The 20,260-nt window shown below is 33.1% G+C and carries 13 protein-coding genes and 1 other annotated feature; of the genes, 12 read left to right on the top strand and 1 reads right to left on the bottom strand.

What is annotated here, in order from left to right; translation table 11 throughout:
* Nucleotides 1–90 precede the first annotated feature (90 nt).
* From KBI38_02230 to KBI38_02210, 5 genes are all read left to right on the top strand, one after another.
* Nucleotides 91–696 carry a class II aldolase/adducin family protein gene (locus tag KBI38_02230; GenBank protein ID MBP8628879.1) on the top strand — a complete coding sequence of 202 codons (606 nt, stop codon included), beginning with the start codon at nucleotides 91–93 and terminating at the stop codon, nucleotides 694–696.
* Nucleotides 697–786: 90 nt separating this feature from the next.
* Complete coding sequence (locus KBI38_02225; GenBank protein MBP8628878.1) at nucleotides 787–2,067, top strand: amidohydrolase; 1,281 nt, start codon at nucleotides 787–789, stop codon at nucleotides 2,065–2,067.
* Between the two features lie 152 nt (nucleotides 2,068–2,219).
* Nucleotides 2,220–3,716 (top strand): sensor domain-containing diguanylate cyclase, encoded by a 1,497-nt coding sequence (locus KBI38_02220; protein ID MBP8628877.1) that lies wholly within the window; start codon nucleotides 2,220–2,222, stop codon nucleotides 3,714–3,716.
* Between the two features lie 51 nt (nucleotides 3,717–3,767).
* Nucleotides 3,768–3,986 (top strand) — a binding site (T-box leader).
* A 42-nt stretch (nucleotides 3,987–4,028) separates the two neighbouring features.
* Nucleotides 4,029–5,249 (top strand): tyrosine--tRNA ligase, encoded by a 1,221-nt coding sequence (locus KBI38_02215; protein MBP8628876.1) that lies wholly within the window; start codon nucleotides 4,029–4,031, stop codon nucleotides 5,247–5,249.
* Nucleotides 5,250–5,273: 24 nt separating this feature from the next.
* Nucleotides 5,274–6,011: a YebC/PmpR family DNA-binding transcriptional regulator gene (locus KBI38_02210; GenBank protein MBP8628875.1), complete on the top strand. Its 738-nt coding sequence runs from the start codon at nucleotides 5,274–5,276 to the stop codon at nucleotides 6,009–6,011.
* Between the two features lie 88 nt (nucleotides 6,012–6,099).
* Here KBI38_02210 and KBI38_02205 read toward each other — a convergent pair whose 3' ends face one another.
* On the bottom strand, nucleotides 6,100–6,882 hold the full coding sequence (locus KBI38_02205; protein MBP8628874.1) for a tRNA 2-thiocytidine biosynthesis protein TtcA: 783 nt from the start codon (nucleotides 6,880–6,882) through the stop codon (nucleotides 6,100–6,102).
* 174 nt (nucleotides 6,883–7,056) lie between these two features.
* Between KBI38_02205 and KBI38_02200 the strand changes: the two genes are divergently transcribed.
* The 7 genes from KBI38_02200 (at nucleotide 7,057) to hcp (ending at nucleotide 20,080) form a co-directional block, all read left to right on the top strand.
* A complete protein-coding gene (locus KBI38_02200; GenBank protein MBP8628873.1) occupies nucleotides 7,057–8,691 on the top strand; it encodes a putative manganese-dependent inorganic diphosphatase in 1,635 nt (544 codons plus the stop codon).
* Nucleotides 8,692–8,776: 85 nt separating this feature from the next.
* Nucleotides 8,777–11,005: a DNA helicase PcrA gene (gene pcrA / locus KBI38_02195; GenBank protein ID MBP8628872.1), complete on the top strand. Its 2,229-nt coding sequence runs from the start codon at nucleotides 8,777–8,779 to the stop codon at nucleotides 11,003–11,005.
* Between the two features lie 23 nt (nucleotides 11,006–11,028).
* Nucleotides 11,029–13,032, top strand: coding sequence for an NAD-dependent DNA ligase LigA (gene ligA, locus KBI38_02190; protein MBP8628871.1), 2,004 nt, complete (start codon nucleotides 11,029–11,031; stop codon nucleotides 13,030–13,032).
* Nucleotides 13,033–13,072: 40 nt separating this feature from the next.
* Nucleotides 13,073–13,315, top strand: coding sequence for a cell division protein ZapA (locus KBI38_02185; protein MBP8628870.1), 243 nt, complete (start codon nucleotides 13,073–13,075; stop codon nucleotides 13,313–13,315).
* A 92-nt stretch (nucleotides 13,316–13,407) separates the two neighbouring features.
* Complete coding sequence (locus tag KBI38_02180; protein ID MBP8628869.1) at nucleotides 13,408–15,870, top strand: DUF3656 domain-containing protein; 2,463 nt, start codon at nucleotides 13,408–13,410, stop codon at nucleotides 15,868–15,870.
* A 9-nt stretch (nucleotides 15,871–15,879) separates the two neighbouring features.
* Nucleotides 15,880–18,228, top strand: a complete 2,349-nt coding sequence (locus tag KBI38_02175) for an endonuclease MutS2 (GenBank protein ID MBP8628868.1) — start codon at nucleotides 15,880–15,882, stop codon at nucleotides 18,226–18,228.
* Between the two features lie 223 nt (nucleotides 18,229–18,451).
* Nucleotides 18,452–20,080 (top strand): hydroxylamine reductase, encoded by a 1,629-nt coding sequence (gene hcp, locus KBI38_02170; protein ID MBP8628867.1) that lies wholly within the window; start codon nucleotides 18,452–18,454, stop codon nucleotides 20,078–20,080.
* Nucleotides 20,081–20,260: the final 180 nt, after the last annotated feature.

The following is a 20,260-nucleotide window of genomic DNA, read 5'->3' as shown; positions in this document are numbered from 1 at the left end:
TTATCAGTTTATTTTTAAATTGCCATAGAGGAGAGGTTTGCTGTGGGTAAATTTACAAAAACCAGAAAAAGTATCATTGAATTTGGCTGTATGTTATTAGACAATGGTTTAATTGTGGGAACTTGGGGTAACTTAAGTGCACGGGTAGACGGCACAGACTATATTGCAATAACACCGTCTGGCAGAAATTATCGTAGCCTTGAGAGTGAAGATATCGTTGTTGTTGATCTAGAAGGAACTATTATTAGTGGAGATTTAAAGCCATCTAGTGAAATGGCTCTACACTTAGCAATTTATAAAAGTCGTCCTGATATTAATGCGGTAATTCATACGCACAGTGTTTTTGCTAGTGCTTGTGCAGTGGCTCGACAAGCTATACCGCCAATAGTAGAAGATGTGGTGCAATTAGTTGGTGGCACTGTAAAGGTGGCGGAATATGCATTAAATGGCTCTAACCAGTTGGCTCAAAATGCAGTAACTGCGCTTGGCGAAAACAATGCAGTCTTATTAGCGAATCATGGGGTTGTTGGCTGTGGAACCAATCTTAATGAAGCAAAAGTAGCCTGTGAATTAGTTGAAAAGGCGGCACAAATTTATATTTATGCTAACCAATTACCCGGTGGAGCTAAAGTTTTAGCTGATGACGATGTAGCAGTTATGCATGATTATTATTTAAAATATTATCGCCAGTCTTAGCAAGAAACATTAAACTATAATTTCCAGCATTATAAATAAAAATAGAACACAAAGTATTTAACGCTGTGTTCCTTATACAAGGAGGGCAAGATGAATAAATTATTAATAAAAAATGTTCAAGCCTTAGTGGCAGATGGTTCGGTACAAACTGTTGATATTGCTATTGAAAATGAGAAAATCATAAAAATAGGGCAAATTTCAGAAAATTGGCAGGCAGATGAAATTATTAATGGTCAATATAAATTTGCGATACCAGGGTTTATCAATGCACATACTCATGCAGCGATGACGCTATTACGCAGTTATGCCGATGATATGAATTTAATGGACTGGTTACAGCACAAAATTTGGCCAATTGAGGCTAAAATGAGTGATGAAGATATTTACTGGGGGACTATGCTTGCCATTGCTGAAATGGTTAAAAGTGGAACAACTACCTTTGCTGATATGTATGCTAGTATGGAAGAAGTAGCAGCGGCGGTTGAAGAAACCGGTATTAGAGCGGTTTTGTCAAGGGGAATGATTGGTGTAGCACCAACCGGTGAAAAAGCATTGGTGGAAGCGGCAGATTTGTTTAAAAATTATAATAATAAGGCCGATGGTAGAATTACTGTTATGTTGGGACCACATGCCCCCTATACTTGTCCACCGGAATATTTAGAAACAGTAGTAGCCATCAGTAAAGATTTAAAGGCTGAAATACATATTCATTTAGCAGAAACTTTATTTGAAGTAGGAGAATGCCAAAAACAGTATGGCAAATCACCAATTGAATTGATGGAAGCTACAGGGATTTTACAACGCGGTGTGTTAGCAGCACATTGTGTACATTTATCCGATAATGATATTTCCTTAATGAAAAAATATAATGTCAGAGTTGCTCATAATCCTGGTAGTAATATGAAACTAGCTAGTGGGATTGCACCGGTTCACAAAATGTTACAGGCGGGGCTTTGTGTGGGGCTTGGAACTGATGGTGCTTCCAGTAATAATAACCTTGATATGTTGGAAGAATTAAGACTAGCAACGCTGTTGCACAAAGTAAATACATTAGATCCACTAGTTGTACCGGCATATGAAGGTGTTTTAATGGCTACTAAATACGGTGCTGAGGCAGTAGGGTTAAAAGATACTGTGGGTATTTTGGCAGAAGGCTATAAAGCTGATATTACGCTATTTGACACTAATAATTTATGGTGGACGCCACAAAACGATAAAATTTCATTATTGGCTTATTCCGCCAATAGCAGTCAAGTGGATACCGTAATTGTTAATGGTAAGATATTAATGAATAAAGGGCAACTATTAACAATGGATGAAGAGAAAATTTTATATGAAGTTAACAAAAGAGCAACCGCTTTGATGAAATAAAGGTAAAAAGCTATTATATTGTGTGAGGTTAGTTAAACCGCACAGATATAATAGCTTTTTTGCAATTAATTTGTAATGAGGTTATATTTTTTTTCTAATCTTGGTGCTATAATTAAATATATATCTTTTAAAAAATGAGGATGTGTGGAATAATGAAAGACAATAGTTTTTCTATTTTTGCCAATATGATTACAAAATCAATCTCAGCCGTATTGATGGCCGTAGATCGTAATGATAAAATTATAAAATTGCAATATTCTAAATATTCAAGTCGTCAAAAAGATTTTAAAAATAAAAACATAAAAAAAGTAATTAAATTATTATCTTCAGCCGAAAACTATAATATTTTTAACGAAGGTTATGAGTATTGTAAGGAAACAGGTGAAACGCTTGAGATTAAGAAAATAACACATCAAAATCAGTTTGGACTTAAATTTTATTATAAAATCATTATGATGAAGCATCAAGATGAGGTATTAATCCTTTTTCACGATGTGACAGAGAATGTGTTAATTGAAGAGGAATTTTTAGGGGTAGCAGAACAATATGAAAAAGTTAATAGAGAATTAAATGAATCTATGACAAAATTAGATTTTCATTTAATGGATATTGATAAAACGCAAAAGAAAATTGCGGCATTATATAAAATTACATCTATTGTACAAAAAACAGTTAATCAACAAGAAGTTTTAAAGGAAATAGTAGAAGGTATTTCCCGAGAATTTGGCTATAATCACATCGGTATTTTTTTAATGGATAATGCTACTAATGAGTTAGAGTTAAGAGCTAGCGTTGGTTATTCTGAAAAAGACTTAAGAATACCGTTAGGCAAAGGGTTAATTGGCACTGCTGCGCTAAATCATGAAGCAGTTTATGTAGAAGATGTTAACCAAGATGAACGCTATATTAAATTTAATGAAACTGCTGAGAAAAAAATTGCAGTACCATTAATAGTCAATGATAAAGTATTAGGAGTGCTTAATGTAGACTTTTCTAAAGGTCGAGTTATTCAGGAGTATGACTTGGATTTGTTAAAGTCATTAGCTAGTCAAATTGCCGTAACTATTGCTCATGCTAAATATGTCGTAAAAGTTGAAAACCAAGCAATGATTGATGAAATGACTGGGTTATATAATTATCGATCCTTTGTTAATTTGTTAAAACGTGAATATGGTCGAGCTATTCGCTATGGACGTCCATTATCAGTATTGATGATTGATATTGATAATTTCAAACATTATAACGACACTAATGGACATTTAATGGGTGACTTTGTCTTAAAAAATGTTGCAGCGTTAATTAAAGCACAATGTCGCGAAATTGATTGTGTTTGCCGTTATGGGGGCGAAGAATTTGTAGTTATTTTGCCTGAAGCGGGTGAAAAAGCTTCTTATATTGTCGCTGAGCGAATTAGAAAATCGGTGGAAAAATATAAATTTTTTAATTGTGATAAACAACCGCGAGGCTTTGTTTCGGTAAGTATTGGTGTTGCGGTGTATAATGAACAAATAAATAGTGAAATGGAAATAGTATATAATGCTGACTTAGCGTTATACAAAGCTAAAGTTGAGCGTAATACGACCAGCGTCTTTAATAATGACATGAAAGATGATTTTGATAGTGTTATTATTGAGGAACATTTGATGTAGTGTGCATAGTTGACAAAAACATGCTTAATTGTTATTATGTAAAATAATATGATAAATGTGATGATCAGGACAAGTAAGATATATTTACTTTAAAGAGAGCTAAGGGTTGGTGGAACTTAGTAAGAAGTATATTTGAAATACACCTGTTAGCAGAAAACTGAACTAAAGTTTATTTATAGTAGGTTTTTACGGTTGGCTTCGTTATCAGCTACAAAGTGATGATTTATAATCATTAAGTTGGGTGGTACCGCGGGTTAGCTCGTCCCTAGTGTAGGGGCGAGTTTTTTTATGTTTAATAAAGGAGAATGAAAGATGAACAGTGTTTTAGAAATATTAGAAGAACGTGGCTATTTAGCACAAATAACTCATCGTGAAGAAATTGAAGAATTACTAAGTAAAGAGAAAATAAGCTTTTATATTGGCTTTGATCCAACGGCTGATAGTTTACACGTTGGGCATTTTTTAGGAATGATGGTTATGGCTCATATGCAACAAGCCGGTCATAAACCTATTTGTTTAATTGGTGGTGGGACAGCGACAATTGGTGATCCGTCGGGGAAAACTGATATGCGAAAAATGTTAACACCGGAACAAATTGAACATAATTGTGATTGTTTTAAAAAACAAATGGCTAAGTTTATTGATTTTAGTGATGATAAAGCCATAATGCTTAATAATGCACAATGGTTGAAAGAATTAAATTATATTGAATTATTACAAGAAGTTGGCGCGCATTTTTCGGTAAATCGGATGTTGACAGCAGAATGCTATAAACAACGGATGGAAAAAGGACTAACTTTCTTAGAGTTTAATTATATGATTATGCAAGCTTATGATTTTTGGAAATTGCATAAGGATTTTGACTGTAAAATGGAGCTAGGTGGCGATGATCAATGGTCTAATATTATTGCTGGAGTTGAGCTGGTACGACGCAAAGAAAGTAAACCAGTGTTTGGCTTAACGTTTACATTACTAACTACGAGTGATGGCCGTAAAATGGGTAAAACTGAAAAAGGAGCATTATGGCTTGATGCCACTAAAACATCACCATATGAGTTTTACCAATATTGGCGAAATATTGATGATGCTGATGTCGAAAAATGTTTGGCATTATTAACGTTTTTACCGATGGCGGAAGTAAGAAGATTAGGGGCCTTACAAGATAAAGAAATAAATATTGCGAAAACAATTTTAGCTTACGAAGTAACAAAATTAATACATGGTGAAGAGGAAGCTGATAAAGCAAAGCAAGCAGCTGAAGCTTTATTTTCTGGAGCTGGAAATTTAGAAAATGTACCAACTATTAATATTAGTGTTGCTGATTTTAACGCTAAATTATTAGATATATTAACTCGTGAAAAAGTTTTTGCTTCGAAAGGTGAAGGGCGTCGCTTGATAACTCAAGGTGGATTATATTTTGGGGATGAGCGGGTTTCAGATATTGAAATGATATTATCGGCCGAACAATTTGGCGATGACGGAGTTTTAATTCGTAAAGGCAAGAAAAATTATTATCGGTTGATAGTACAATAATAGCTAAAGAAAGGACAAGATAAGATGTCAGGACATTCTAAGTGGGCAAATATTAAACATAAAAAAGGTAAAATGGATGCGGTTAGAGGGAAAATTACTACTAAAATTGCTAGAGAAATAACGGTTGCGGTAAGACTTGGCGGTAGTGATCCGACTGGTAATATGAAACTAAAGTTAGCTTTAACAAAAGCTAAAGCTAATAATATTCCCAAAGAAAATATTCAAAGAGCAATCCAAAAAGGGTTAGGTGCTGCTGATGGTAGCAATTATGAAGAATTAGTGTATGAAGGCTATGGTCCTGGCGGTAGTGCGGTCTTATTAAATGTTATGACTGACAACCGCAATCGTAGCGCAGCTGATGTTAGACATATTTTCTCTAAAAATGGTGGTAATTTAGGGGAAAGTGGTTGCGTTGGTTGGATGTTTAAAAATAAAGCTTTATTTGTTCTTGGCAAAGAAGATAATGATATTGCGGAAGATGAATTAATGATGTTAGCATTAGAAGCTGGTGCTGAAGATTTTAAAGTTGAAGAAGATTCTTTTGAAATAACCGGTGAACCTGAAAGTTTTGAGGCTATTCAAGAAATTCTAGAGCAACATAATCTTAATCCAGAAGTTGCAGAGTTGACAATGATACCTGATACTACTATTAAGCTAGAAGGTGTTGATGCACAAAAGATGTTAAAACTAATTGATGCATTAGAAGATCATGATGACGTGCAAAATGTTTATGCAAATTATGATATTGACGAATTAGAATAAAGAGCTAGCTTAGATTAAAAAGAGGTGACCCCCAACTATTAGATTTTTAGGTCTAATTTTGAGGGTCACCTTTAATTTTGTTTTAAAACTAGCGGTTTTTCATAAAGTCGGTATGCTTTTGTTTCATAAGATGGCGGTTAATATTTGCTGGCCACAATTCAATCACTGAATTTTCACGCATGCCGGCAGCTAGATGGGCATATAAATCAGGGGTATTAGTTTCTAATGTTTTAATTAAATCTTTAATTTCTTGGCGCTTTGTTTTACCATTAATCGGACAAGGGCTAGGGATTGGCTTTAAACCATGTATTTTTGAGGTATCTGCCAATTCAAATTCACGAAAATAGACTAGTGGTCTGATAACCGTTAAGTCAGTTCGATCAAGATATGTTTTTGGCAAAAATGTTTTAAGCTGCCCAGAATACAATAAACTCATAAAAAAAGTTTCCACAGCATCATCATTATGGTGTGCATAAGCAATTTTATTATAGTTGTTTTCTTTAGCAAAAGAATTAATGGCTCCACGACGGAAAAAGGCACAAGTAAAACAAGGATCTTTGCCTTGTTGAGATTCAATTGTACCAGCAATATCAACTTCTTGGGTGTAAAAGGGAATATCAAGCTCATCACAAAAAGAAGCCAGTGGTGCTACATTAAAATCAGAAGAAAATAAAGGGTTAATGGTGATTGCTCCTAGGGTGAAATTTTTTCTTAAATGCTGTTTTAAAAAAGCTAAAGCATAAGTTAAGAATAGGCTGTCTTTGCCACCGGATAATCCAATTAAAATTCGATCATCATTATCAATTAAATCAAATTCAATAATTGCTCGCATTATTTTACTATAATATTCTTTTGGTAGTAATATTTTCATCTAATACCTCTTATCTTTAAATATAAACCTAAATACATTATAAATTAAAAGAAAAATTTGTCGATATTTAAATTAAAATCTTTTCTTCAATAGGTTAATAGCGTATAATATTTAGGGGATATTTTTGACTTTTTTGAAATTAAAATTTTTCAGATATATTTTGGAGGTACTGTTATGAAAGAAAAACCGATTTACACTATCGGCCATCGTAATCCTGATACTGATTCAATTTGTTCAGCGATTGGCTATGCACATTTAAAAAGAGCACTAGGAGAGAATGTTTTACCGGCAAGAGCAGGGAAAATGAATGCTGAAACTAAGTATGTTTTAGAAAAGTTTAGTATAGATACTCCTAAATTAATTACTGATTTATTTCCGCGGGTAAAAGATGTCTTGATTGAAACGAAAGCTGTTGTGAAAGAACATGATACTTTACGTAAATTAGGGCAAATTATGAGAGAACATGATGTTAAGTCAGTTCCGGTTGTAAACGACGAGGAAGTTTTAGTTGGTATTGTTACCGTAAGTGATTTGGCGAAACGTTATTTTAATGAACTCGGAATGCAAAATTTGGCTGATGCTAATGTAACTTTATCGTTAGTAGTGGAAGTACTTGATGCGAAAATTGTTCATAGTGTTAATTTAAATAAAAAAGTAGAAGGTGAAGTAAGAATTGCCGCAGGAAGCCATGAAACAATTCACAGCGTTATTAAAAAAGGTGATGTTGTTTTAGTTGGAGATAGAGAAAATGCGATGATTTCTTGCGTTAATGAAGATATTTCCTGTTTAGTTGTGACTGGTAATGCGCCGATATCACAAGAAGTATTGGATATTGCTAAAGAAAAAGATATTTTAGTAGTAACTTCTCCGTATGATACCTACACTTGTGCTCGAATGGTTAATCAATGTGTACCGGTTAGCCGTATTATGCAAAAGGATGTTACAAACTTTAAACCAACAGATTTGCTTAGTGATATTAAAACTAAGATTGAATTAAATAAATATCGCAATTATCCTGTTGTAGAAAACAATAAATTAATTGGGATTGTGAGTAGAGATCAGCTAGCGGTACCGGAACGAGAAAAAGTAATTTTAGTTGATCATAATGAGCGCAGTCAAGCCGTAGAAGGTATTGAAGAAGCAAGAATTATGGAAATAATTGATCATCATCGTTTGGGCGGATTACAAACCAGTGAACCAATTTTTATTAGAAATGAACAAGTTGGCTGTACTGCTACTATTGTTGCCAATATGCACTGGCATAGAGGAGTGGAAATTCCACATAATATTGCAGGAATATTGTTATCTGCAATAATTTCTGATACGGTATTATTTAAATCACCAACTTGTACACAGTATGATAAAGAAACAGCAGAACGTTTAGCGAAAATTGCTGGTCTTGAGATAAATTCATATGGCATGGCATTACTAAAAGCTGGCTCCGGTATTGGTAATATGAGCAGTTTAGAAATAGCCAAAAATGATTTAAAAGAATTTAATATTGGTGATTACCGCATGATTGTCAGTCAATTATCAGTTATGGATGAAAGTGAAGTTTTGGCTATTAAGGCTGATATTATAGAAAGCATGAAAGTCTTGGCAACAAATGAAGGTTATAATATGGCTTTATTAATGGTTACAAATATTTTAGAAGAGGGCACTCACTTATTGTTTATTGGCGAACCACAAAAGCTGATCAAAGAAGCTTTTGGAGTTGAACCGGTCGATAATATGGTTTACTTACCAGGAGTAATGTCTAGAAAGAAACAAGTAATTCCACCAATGGGTGAAGCGGCAAGAAGAATATAATTACCAGTACAATAATTATTATAACCTCTGGATAGTTTTAATCTGTTCAGAGGTTATTTTGCATAGCGGGAAAATGGAGGAAAAAATGGATTTATTAACGGGACTAAATCCGGCTCAAAAAGAGGCGGTTGAACATAGTGAGGGCCCTATTTTAATTATGGCTGGTGCCGGCTCGGGTAAAACAAAGGTATTAACATGTAAGATTGCTCAATTATTAGCCAAAGGTGTTGCCCCATATAATATCTTAGCAATAACGTTTACCAATAAGGCAGCGGCTGAAATGCGTGAGCGTGTAGATAATTTGATTGGCTCATTAGCAAAAGAGGTTTGGTTGAGTACCTTTCATGCGTTTTGTGCGAAATTTTTGCGTCGTGAGATTGAAGTACTAGAATGTTATAAAAGAAATTTTACGATTTATGATAGTAGTGATAGTCAAACGTTGGTGAAAAATTGTTTAAAAGAATTAAATTTAGATGAAAAACAATATGCTCCTAATAGCTTATTAAGTGCTATTTCTAATGCTAAAAATTCCTTGCAAACTCCCCAAGATTTTAAAAATAATGCTGATAATTTTTATGCAGAAAAGGTTGCGGAAGTATATAAGTTATATCAGCAAAAATTAATAGTCAATAATAGTTTGGATTTTGATGATTTATTAATGGTAACGGTACAATTGTTACAACAAAATCCTGAAGTTCTTAATAAATATCAAACTAGATTTAAATACATCTTAATTGATGAGTATCAAGATACTAATAAAGTACAATATCTATTAGCAAATTTATTGGCACAAAAGCATCAAAATATTTGTGTTGTTGGTGATGCAGATCAAAGTATTTACGGTTGGCGTGGTGCTGATATAAAAAATATTATGGATTTTGAAAAGGATTATCCTAAAGCTAAGGTTATAAAGCTAGAACAAAATTATCGTTCGACAAAAATGATTTTAGCCGCTGCTAATGCCGTCATTGAAAATAATTTTGCACGTAAACCAAAAGAGTTATGGACGGAAAATGTTATCGGTGACAAAATAACATATTATCTGGCTAATGATGAACGCGATGAAGCTAATTTTATAGCGACAACAATTTTAAAACATAAAACCATCTTTAAAACTCCGTATGCCGATATTGCGGTTTTATATCGCACTAATGCTCAATCAAGGGTATTGGAAGAAGCTTTTATGAAACAAGGTCTTCCTTATACGATGGTTGGTGGACTAAAATTCTATGATCGCAAAGAGATTAAAGATATTTTTGCATATTTAAGGGTTATTTATAACCCTAATGATAATATTAGTTTATTAAGAATTATCAATGTTCCCAAACGTGGTATTGGTGACACTAGCATTGGTAAGTTAGTTGAATATGCTAATGACAATAACATGAGTTTGTTCGATGTTATTTCTAACCCTGATTTAGTACCAAAGTTGATGGCAAGAGTTCGTAAGCCATTAGAATTGTTGGCAGAATTTATTTTCACAATGATTGCCTTAAAAGATAATATGTCAGTAGCAGACTTAATTGATAAAGTGATGAAGGAATCAGGTTATATTAAAGAATTAGAAACTGAAAATACTACGCAAAGTGAAACTAGACTAGAAAACTTAAAAGAATTGTTGAGTTTAGCTAAAGACTATATGAAAAGTAACGACTTGGAAGATAATTTAGAAAACTTTCTTAGTCAGGTTGCTTTAGTTTCTGATATTGATAATGTAGACTTAGAAGAAGATAAAATTACCATGATGACAATGCATTCGGCTAAAGGGCTAGAATTTCCGGTTGCCTTTATTGCTGGGATGGAAGAAGGATTATTTCCACATTCTAGAACGCTGATGAATGAAAGTGAGATTGAAGAAGAACGTCGCATTTGTTATGTTGGTATTACTAGAGCTAGGCGAAAACTATATTTAACTAATGCCAAAATGAGAACTATTTATGGCAAGACGGTAGTTTATCCTAACTCGCGATTTTTAAGTGAAATCCCGGATCATACTGTTGAAAGACTACAGGCTCGCAATAATAATTATGGCTTTGCTCGTAGTTATGCCCCTAGTGGACAAGCTAATGCAAACTCTCCGAATGTTAATACCGCAAATTTAAGTCCGTTAGCTCAAAAAAATTCGCAAAGCAGTGCTAAGCCAGATCTTAATATAAACTGGAAAGTTGGCGATAAAGCGCAGCACAGTAAGTGGGGAATTGGAACGATAATCAGTGTTAGTGGTGATGGTGAAGAACAAGAATTAAAAATTGCTTTTCCGAACCAAGGAATTAAGCCATTAATGAAGAAGTATGCACCAATAACTAAAGTATAAATAATGCTTTAAGGAAGGGTACTATGGAAAAAATAAAAACTGAAATTGAAGAATTACGCAAAAAAATTAATCAACATAGTTATGCTTATTATGTGATGGATAATCCAACTGTTAGTGATTATGAATATGATTTGCTCTTTAGACGGCTACTTGAGCTTGAAGAAAAATATCCGCAGTTTATAACTGCCCAGTCCCCAACACAAAGAATTGGGGCAATTCCGAGTAATTCTTTTGAGAAAATAACTCATCCAACACCGATGCTGAGTTTAGGAAATGCTTTTTCCAACAATGAGTTAATATTATTTGACCAAAGAGTTAAAAATATTTTACAGATTGACACTGTTCAATATGTAGTGGAACATAAAATTGATGGGCTAGCCATTAACTTAATATATGAAAATGGTAAACTGGTAAAAGCAGCTACCAGAGGTGATGGTTCTATTGGTGAAGATGTTACCGCTAATATTAGAACAATAAAAGCGATTCCGTTAGAACTTAATGCGGAAGAAGTTGAAATTCCGGAATTTTTGGAAGTTAGAGGCGAAGTTTATTTGCCGAAAAAAGAATTTATAAGATTAAATAAAGAACGCCAAGCAAATGATGAAGCGTTATTTGCTAATTGTCGTAACGCTGCTGCCGGATCACTTAGACAACTTGATCCCAAAGAGACGGCAAAGCGCTATTTAAGTGCTATTTTATATGGAATTGGTGAAATTAAAGGTCTTAACTTCGAATACCACTCTGCAGTATTAGATTTTTTAAGTAAATTAGGCTTTAAAACTAATAAAGAATATCAAATTTTTAGTAATATTGACGAAGTAATGCAATATTGTGCTAGTTGGTCAGAAAAAAAAGAGCAACTTGATTTTGATATTGATGGAATGGTTATTAAGGTGAATAATTTAAAAGATCAAAAAATATTAGGATATACCGCCAAAGATCCGCGTTGGGCCATTGCTTATAAGTTTCAACCGGAACAAGGTATTACTAAAATTGAAAAGATTGTAGTCAATGTTGGGAGAACCGGGGCAATTACACCGCTAGCTTACTTGACTCCGGTAACGATATCAGGGTCAAAAATTAGTAAGGCAACATTACATAATGAAGATTATATTGTAGCTAAAGATATTAGAATTGGTGATACCGTTATAGTTCATAAAGCCGGAGAAATAATTCCAGAAGTTGTTGCAGTAAAATTGGAAGAGCGAACGGGAACTGAAGTGAAATTTGTAATGCCTCAAATTTGCCCGGAATGTCAAAATCCTGTTGTTAAAGAAGATAATGAAGCCGCCTATAAATGCGTAAATCCTAACTGCCCAGCTATTTTACGAGAGAACTTCATTCATTTTGTTTCTCGTGATGCAATGAATATTGAAGGATTAGGACCGTCGGTAGTAAGTATGTTATTGGATAATAATTTAATAAATGATGTTGCCGATTTATATAAATTAACGACAGAAGAATTGCTTAACTTAGACCGAATTGGTGCTAAGTCTGCTGAAAATTTAATTAGTGCTATTGAGAAAAGCAAACAGGCAGGATTAAATCGGCTATTATTTGCTTTAGGGATTAGGTTTGTTGGTGTTAAAGCTGCCAATATTTTAGCAAATCATTTTAAAAGTATGAAGGCGCTAACGAAAAGCTCGCTAGAAGACCTTTTGGCAATTAATGAAATTGGCACTAAAATAGCACAAAGTATTATAGATTATTTTAATAAACAGGAAAATCTAATGCTACTAGATAAATTAAGTGAAGTCGGCGTAAATATGACAGCTAAAACAATAGAAAGAATGGAACAAGAAAACTTTCAGGATAAAATATTTGTCTTAACCGGCAATTTAGAATCGTTTAATCGAAAAGAAGCGAGTTTATTAATTGAACAATTTGGTGGTAAGGTTAGTAGTGCCGTCAGTAAAAAAACTGATTTTGTAGTAGCCGGCACAGAAGCTGGTAGTAAATTGACAAAAGCTCAAGAATTAGGTATTAATATAATAAGCGAAGAAGAATTTAAAAATATGATGAAATAAGCCATTCTATACTAACGGCAAGGTGGCGACAGGTGATAAAATGGAAAATAAAGTTACGGTTGAAATATTTGGGGAAAAATATGCTTTAAAAGGTGACTTGAAAGCAGAAAAAGTTTTAAAATTAGCGGCGATAGTTGATAAAAAAATGAGAACTGTAGCAAAAGGTAACTCTAATTTATCACCTGTCAAAGTAGCAGTACTGGTGGCATTAAATATTGCTGATGAATATGCTAAATTAGAAGCTGATTATAATGAATTATTAGAATTATTAGAGAATGAGTAATTGTTGTAGCAAAAGATGAATTATTAGTGAAGCAGTAGAAAGAGAGAATATCTCTTTCTTTTTTGCATGTTATTAAAAAGGAGAAATTTAAGATGGAATTGTTAGCACCAGTTGGTAGTAAAGAAGCTTTGGTGGCTGCGGTGGAGGCAGGGTGTGATGCGGTTTATCTTGCTGGGAAGATGTTCGGAGCAAGAGCTTATGCCGCTAATTTTACTGATGAAGAATTAGCTGAAGCAATAAATTTTGCACATTTACGTAATGTAAAGGTTAATGTTGCCGTCAACACAATTATTGATAACAATGAAATAGAAGATTTAGCGGTGTACTTAACGCATTTATACAATATTGGTGCTGATGCCATTATTGTACAAGATTTTGGAGTGGTAAATTTAGCTAAAAAAGTTGTACCGGAATTGCCCTTACATGCTAGTACTCAAATGGCCGTACATAATTTAGAAGGCGTAAAATTTCTAGAAAGTTTAGGCTTTAAAAGAATTGTTTTAGCAAGGGAATTATCATTAGCTGAAATAAAAGAAATCACAGCTAACACTTCGGTCGAAATTGAAACTTTCGTACATGGTGCACTTTGTATTTCTTATTCCGGACAATGTTTGATGAGTGGTATGATTGGTGGTAGAAGTGGTAATAGAGGTAGATGTGCCCAACCATGTAGATTACCTTATACTTTGGTGGATGAAGAAAATAATAATGTATTAAATAATATTGATGTTGGTGAATATCTTTTAAGCCCAAAGGACTTAAAGACAATAGAAGTAATACCGGAACTTATTAACGCAGGGGTACATTCTTTTAAAATTGAAGGACGAATGAAAAGAGCGGAGTATGTTGCGGTCGTAGTTGATGCTTATCGGAGAGCTATTGATCAGTATTTATTAAATGCTGAGGTTAATATTGGTTTGACAGAAGATAAAAATTTAGCACAAATTTTTAATCGGGATTTTACGCAAGCTTATTTATTTAAAAAACTAGGGCGCAAAATGATGAGTGATAAACGCCCTAATAACCGCGGTGTGAAAATTGGTCGAATTCTTAATTATGACTATAATAAACAGGAAGTAATGATAAAACTTGATGAAGAATTAAGGCTTAATGATATTATTGAAATTTGGGTGAAAGTTGGCGGAAGAGTTAGTGCTACTATTACCAATATGAAAATATTGGGGAAAAATGTTGATTTTGCTCCAGCCGGACAGGTTGTAACTTTACCATTACCTAATAAAGTTCGTAATAATGATAGAGTTTTTAAAGTTTTTGACGCTCAGCTTATTGAAAAAGCCAGAAGTTTTTTTGTTAAGCAAATTCCGCTAAGAAGAGTTGGTGTGACCATTGACGTCGAGGCAGCCATTGGTAAACCATTACAAATTATTGCTACCGATGTTGATGGCTATGTTGGCGAAGCTTATAGCAATTTTATTGGTGAAAAAGCACATAACAGACCGTTGAGTGAAGAAGTTATTCTCAAACAAATTGAAAGACTTGGTGCGACAATATTTAATTTAGAAAAATTAAATTGTACTATCAATGGCGAAGTTATGATTCCAATTAGTGAAATCAATGAAACAAGAAGAAAGGCGATTGAAGTTTTAGAACAACAGCGATTGATTAAATTTAAAAGAAATGAAATAAATACTTGTCTCTTACCTAAATTATTGAAAAATGGCACTAATACTATAAAACCAAGATTAACGGTTAATCTTGATGATGCTAATAAAGTTACAGCAGCTATTAATAGTGGTGCTGATGCTATTATTTTTGGTGGGGAAAGCTTTAATCATCAGCAAATTAGTATCGAACAATATCAAAGAGCTTGGGAAATTGTCAGAAAGAATAATAAGCAAATTATCTTTTCTTTACCAAGACTTTTAAAACTAGAGCATAAAAGATTTTTTTATGAAAATTTTATGGAACTAAAAAAGTTAAATCCTGATGGCTGGAATGTAAGTAATTTATGGTCATTAGAATTATTAAATAAAGAAAAAATGCCAATTTATCTAGATTATACAATGAATATTTATAATAACTATGCTATTAACTTTTTTGAACAATATAATATTAAAGGATTAACCTTGTCGCCGGAATTAAACTTTGCACAAGTTGAAAAAATAGCAAGCTTTTCAAATTTGCCGTTAGAATGTTTAGTGCAAGGAAACTTGGAGTTAATGCTGTCTGAGCATTGTGTTATTGGCAGTCATTTAGGTAATTTAGATAGTGGCAAGTGCACTCAACCATGTTTGAAAAAGCAATATTTTTTATTAGATCGTAAAGAGGCTTTATTTCCTTTGATAACAGATCAATATTGTCGGATGCATGTTTTAAATGGCAAAGAATTGAGTATGTTATCACATGTTGCGCGCTTTAAAGAAAATAATATTGCAAGTCTTAGGATTGAAGCTAAATATGGAGATTTTAATAAAACAACGCAACTTATTAGCTTATATCGAAAATTAATTGATGGTAAAATAGTTGATGAAGCTATAATTAATAAATATGAAGAAGATATAACTAGAGGGCATTATTTTCGAGGAGTGTTATAATTTAATATTATGAAAGAAACATCTTTAAAAGTACTAGAATACAATAAAATAATAAAACTATTAACTGCTAAAGCTGGATCCAGCTTAGGAAAAGAAAAAATTATAAATTTGCTGCCAAGTAGTAATTATAAGATTATTGAAGAATCTTTGAATGAAACAGCGGAGGCGTTATTAATTACAACAGTCAGTGATAATATTCCATTAGGTGGTATTAGAGATTTAAAGATTATTTTAAAAAAAGCTAATATTGGCGCAATGCTAGAAGCTAATGAATTTTTAAATATTGCCGGGACTTTAAGTGCTGCTAAAAAAATCAAAAAATTTTTTAAGGAGCTGGACTTAGAAGCAACGTTGTTAAAAACATGGGCCGCTAAAATTGAAGTATTGACACAATTAGAACAACAAATTGAAAATAGTATTGATGAACATGGTAATCTTTTAGATAGTGCCAGTGTAGAGTTAGGCAAACTTAGAAGAGAAATAAGAACATCACAACTTAAAATAAAAGAAAAATTAGATGCTATTTTACGCTCTAGTGAATATCAAAAATATTTTCAAGATTCCTTAGTTACTTTAAGGGGTGATCGTTATGTTATCCCTATAAAGCAAGAGTATCGTCAATTTTTCCCGGGGATTGTTCATGACCAATCTTCAAGTGGGGCGACCTTATTTATTGAACCAATGAGTATTATTGATTTAAATAATACAGTAAAAGAACTAATGGCTAATGAAAAACATGAAATTGAACGGATTTTAAAAGCATTGGCAGTACAAGTCTTAAAATATGAGCAACAGATCAGACTTGATATGGAAATATTAGGACATTTTGATTTTGTTTTTGCTAAGGCTAAATTTGCTTTGGAATTTCAAGCTAGTAGACCGGAAATTAACAATGCTGGGTTAGTTGAGTTGAAACAAGCGCGCCATCCGTTAATACCGCCAGAAAAGGTAGTACCAATTGATATTTTATTAGGAAAAGATTTTAGTATTTTACTTATAACTGGTCCTAATACTGGTGGTAAAACTGTTACGCTGAAAACATTAGGGTTATTTGTTTTAATGGCTCAGGCTGGATTGTTTATTCCGGCGCAAGCTGGCTCAAAATTGCCGGTTTATAATAATGTGTTTGCGGATATTGGTGATGAGCAAAGTATTGAACAAAGTTTAAGTACTTTTTCTTCTCATATGACAAAGCTAATTAGAATCCTTGATGTTATCAAGACGGGTGATTTGTTTTTAGTGGATGAAATCGGTTCAGGAACAGATCCGCAAGAAGGAGCAGCTTTGGCAATGGCTATTTTAGATGTTGTCCAAGAAGCTGGAATTGCAACAGTTGCTACTACTCATTATAGTGAGTTGAAATCATATGCCTATAATCGGTGTGGAGTTGAAAATGCTAGTGTCGAATTTGATATAAATTCATTAAGGCCGACTTATAAATTATTAATTGGTATCCCGGGAAGCAGTAATGCCTTTTCGATTAGTACTAAGTTAGGTTTAAGTACTAAGATTATTGATAAAGCTAATGAATTTTTAAGTAAAGAACATTTGCAATTTGAATATGTTTTGGCTGAAATGGAAAAGCAAAAGTTAATGTATGCAGAACTGAATGAGGATTTAGCAAAACGCGAAGCTGAAATAGTTGTTTTAGAACAAAGATTAAAAAATGAAAAAGAAAATATTAATGATAGAAAAAATAGAATAATCACTAAAGCAGAAGAAGAAAAAGCTAATATCATTCGCAAAACTAAGCGCGAAGTTGAGCAAATTATTAGTGAATTAAAAGAACAGTTTGATGATCACGGAATGAAAGAGCGACAAAGAGCAATTGAAGCAGCACGGAAAGAATTAAAAGAAAAAACTAAGATTATTACACCGGAAGAATATAAATCTATGCCGGCTCTAGAAATTGATAAGGTGAAAATAGGCGATAGCGTGTTTGTCACAACATTAAATGCTAAAGCGACAGTAATAGAGATAAAAGGTAAAAGCATTTTAGTAGAGCTGGGCTTAATGAAGACGATGGTTTCTAGTGATGTTTGTCGAAAGACTAGCACTGATAATAAAAGTGTTATTACTAAACCGAAAAAAATCAGTTTAAACAAAATTCAGGAAGTTCAACCTACTATTGATATCAGAGGGGTCAATGTTCAAGAAGGTGAAGACATTTTGAATAAGTACTTGGATGATGTAATATTATGTGGCTTAACAAGAATTTTGGTTATTCATGGAAAAGGTACCGGGGCCTTAAAAAAAGGTATTAGAAATTTTTTACAAACTCATAGTTGCGTGGAAAAAATTGAAATTGCGGAATTAAATGAAGGTGGCGATGGAGCGACCGTAGTATTTATGAAATAAGAGTACCGAGTGGTGCTCTTATTTTTTTATAGTGCTCTTAATTAAAACTAAACATTCCCAAAAAATACTATATATGATAAAATAAAGTTATAGTTATCTCTTTTGCTCAACTTACCATAATAGTTAAAAGTATAAGAGGCTTTTTTAGCGTTTATGATAAGTTAAAGGGTTAGCGACTAAACACAGTTTAACCGATTTTATTACAGTAAATGGAGGGAATAATATGAGTATGTTTTGTTATCAATGTCAAGAAGCGGCTAAGGGAACAGGTTGTGAAGTTATTGGTGTATGTGGCAAAAAAGAGGATGTTGCTAAATTACAAGATTTATTAATTTATATCACTAAAGGCATTGGCGAAATTGTAACAAAAGGCGATATTAACATCAAAATGATTCATGAAGTTAACGAAAATGTACTGAAAACATTGTTTATGACCATTACTAATGCAAATTTTGATTATAATGCATTAGAAGGGCAAATCTGTAAGATGATTGTTTTAAGAAATGAACTTAAGAAAAAAATTAGTATAACGGAATTAAGTGATGCTGCAATTTTTGAGTTTTATACTAAAGATGAAATGATGGCAAAAGCTATTGAAATTGGTGTGTTAGCGACAGTGAATGAGGATATTCGTTCATTGCGTGAAACTATTATTTATGGAATAAAAGGGATGGCGGCATATGTTCATCATGCCTTAAATTTACAGGAAGAAAATATTGAAATTAATAAATTTATTTATGAGGCAATGGCGAAAGTAAATGACGACTCTTTAACAATTGAAGATTTGATTGCCTTAACTTTAAAAACTGGGGAGTTTGGTGTCAAGGCTATGGCACTTTTAGATAAGGCTAATACTGCTAAATACGGTAATCCTGAAGTAACTAAAGTTAATATTGGAGTAAGTAATAATCCTGGAATTTTGATTTCTGGCCATGATTTGACAGATTTAGAACAATTGTTAGAACAAACTAAGGATAGTGGTATTGATATCTATACTCATAGCGAAATGCTTCCAGCTCATTATTATCCATTTTTCAAAAAATATAATAATTTTATTGGGAATTATGGCGGATCTTGGTGGCAACAAATTTCTGATTTTGAGAGTTTTAATGGCCCGATTTTATTTACCACTAACTGTATTGTACCACCGAAAAATCCGGAAATTACTAAACGTATCTTTACAACCGGTGCGGCAGGATATCCAACTTGTACTCATATAGAACCTAATAACGAAGGGAAAAAGGATTTTTCAGCAGTAATTTCTTTAGCTAAGAATTCTAAGCCACCAATCGAGATTGAAAGTGGTAATATTATTGGTGGATTTGCTCACAATCAAGTTTTTGCTTTAGCAGATAAAGTAGTAGAAGCTGTAAAAAGTGGTGCGATTAAAAAGTTTTTTGTAATGGCCGGTTGTGACGGCAGAATGAAATCGCGTGATTACTATACTGAATTTGCGAAACAACTACCAGCTGATACTGTTATTTTGACAGCTGGTTGTGCTAAATATCGTTATAATAAACTACCATTAGGTGATATTGGTGGTATCCCTAGAGTGCTAGATGCTGGTCAATGTAATGATTCCTACTCGTTAGCCGTTGTGGCGTTGAAGTTAAAAGAAATTTTTGATGTAGCCGATATTAATGATTTGCCAATAGCGTTTAATATTGCTTGGTATGAGCAAAAGGCTGTAATTGTGTTATTGGCGCTGTTGGCATTAGGTTTTAAAAACATTCATCTTGGACCGACATTACCGGCATTTTTATCACCGACGGTAGTAAAGGTATTGCAAGAAAACTTTGGCATTGCACCTATTAATACGGTGGAAGATGATATAAATTTATTTATGGCTTAAAATTTAAGATGTTTACGATGTGTTTTTTATAATTAGAGTTGTTATTTATTAATAAAAAAAACCGGAAGCAGTATAAAAATTAATTTTAATACTGCTTCCGGTCTTTTAATATTAGTAAAGGAAAAGAGAGATGGTTGTTAGAATTTTTATAGTAACAGAAAATAGTTAATATAAAAAATG

It is taken from the genome of Negativicutes bacterium (genome assembly GCA_018052945.1).
In the GTDB taxonomy this organism is placed as follows: Bacteria; Bacillota; Negativicutes; order JAGPMH01; family JAGPMH01; genus JAGPMH01.
Note: the sequence above shows the minus strand (reverse complement) of the source record. Positions and strands in the feature narration are given on the sequence as shown.